A 205-nucleotide genomic window follows, 5' to 3' on the forward strand; every position below is an offset into this window, starting at 1 on the left:
AACGCCGAACTGACACACATTAAAACATGCTGGAACGCTTCAGCATGACCATGACCTGATGCCAAATCAGCCCATCATTCCGCGCATAGGACGTTATCGCTGACGATGCGACCTGGTTTTCCGTAGACCCGCACCAGCGCATCCAACTCGCGGGCGACACGGGCTCCCGAGATACTGGTGTCGGCCATCAGGCACAGGTTTTCAC

The 205-nt window shown here is 56.1% G+C and carries 1 pseudogene; it reads right to left on the reverse strand.

Annotated elements, in window-relative coordinates:
• Positions 1 to 92: 92 nt before the first annotated feature.
• A pseudogene (locus MN186_RS00040) lies at positions 93 to 205 on the reverse strand (IS3 family transposase); the annotation flags it as partial.

Origin of the sequence: Aliiroseovarius sediminis (genome assembly GCF_022678485.1) — a bacterium.
In the GTDB taxonomy this organism is placed as follows: Bacteria; Pseudomonadota; Alphaproteobacteria; order Rhodobacterales; family Rhodobacteraceae; genus Aliiroseovarius; species Aliiroseovarius sediminis.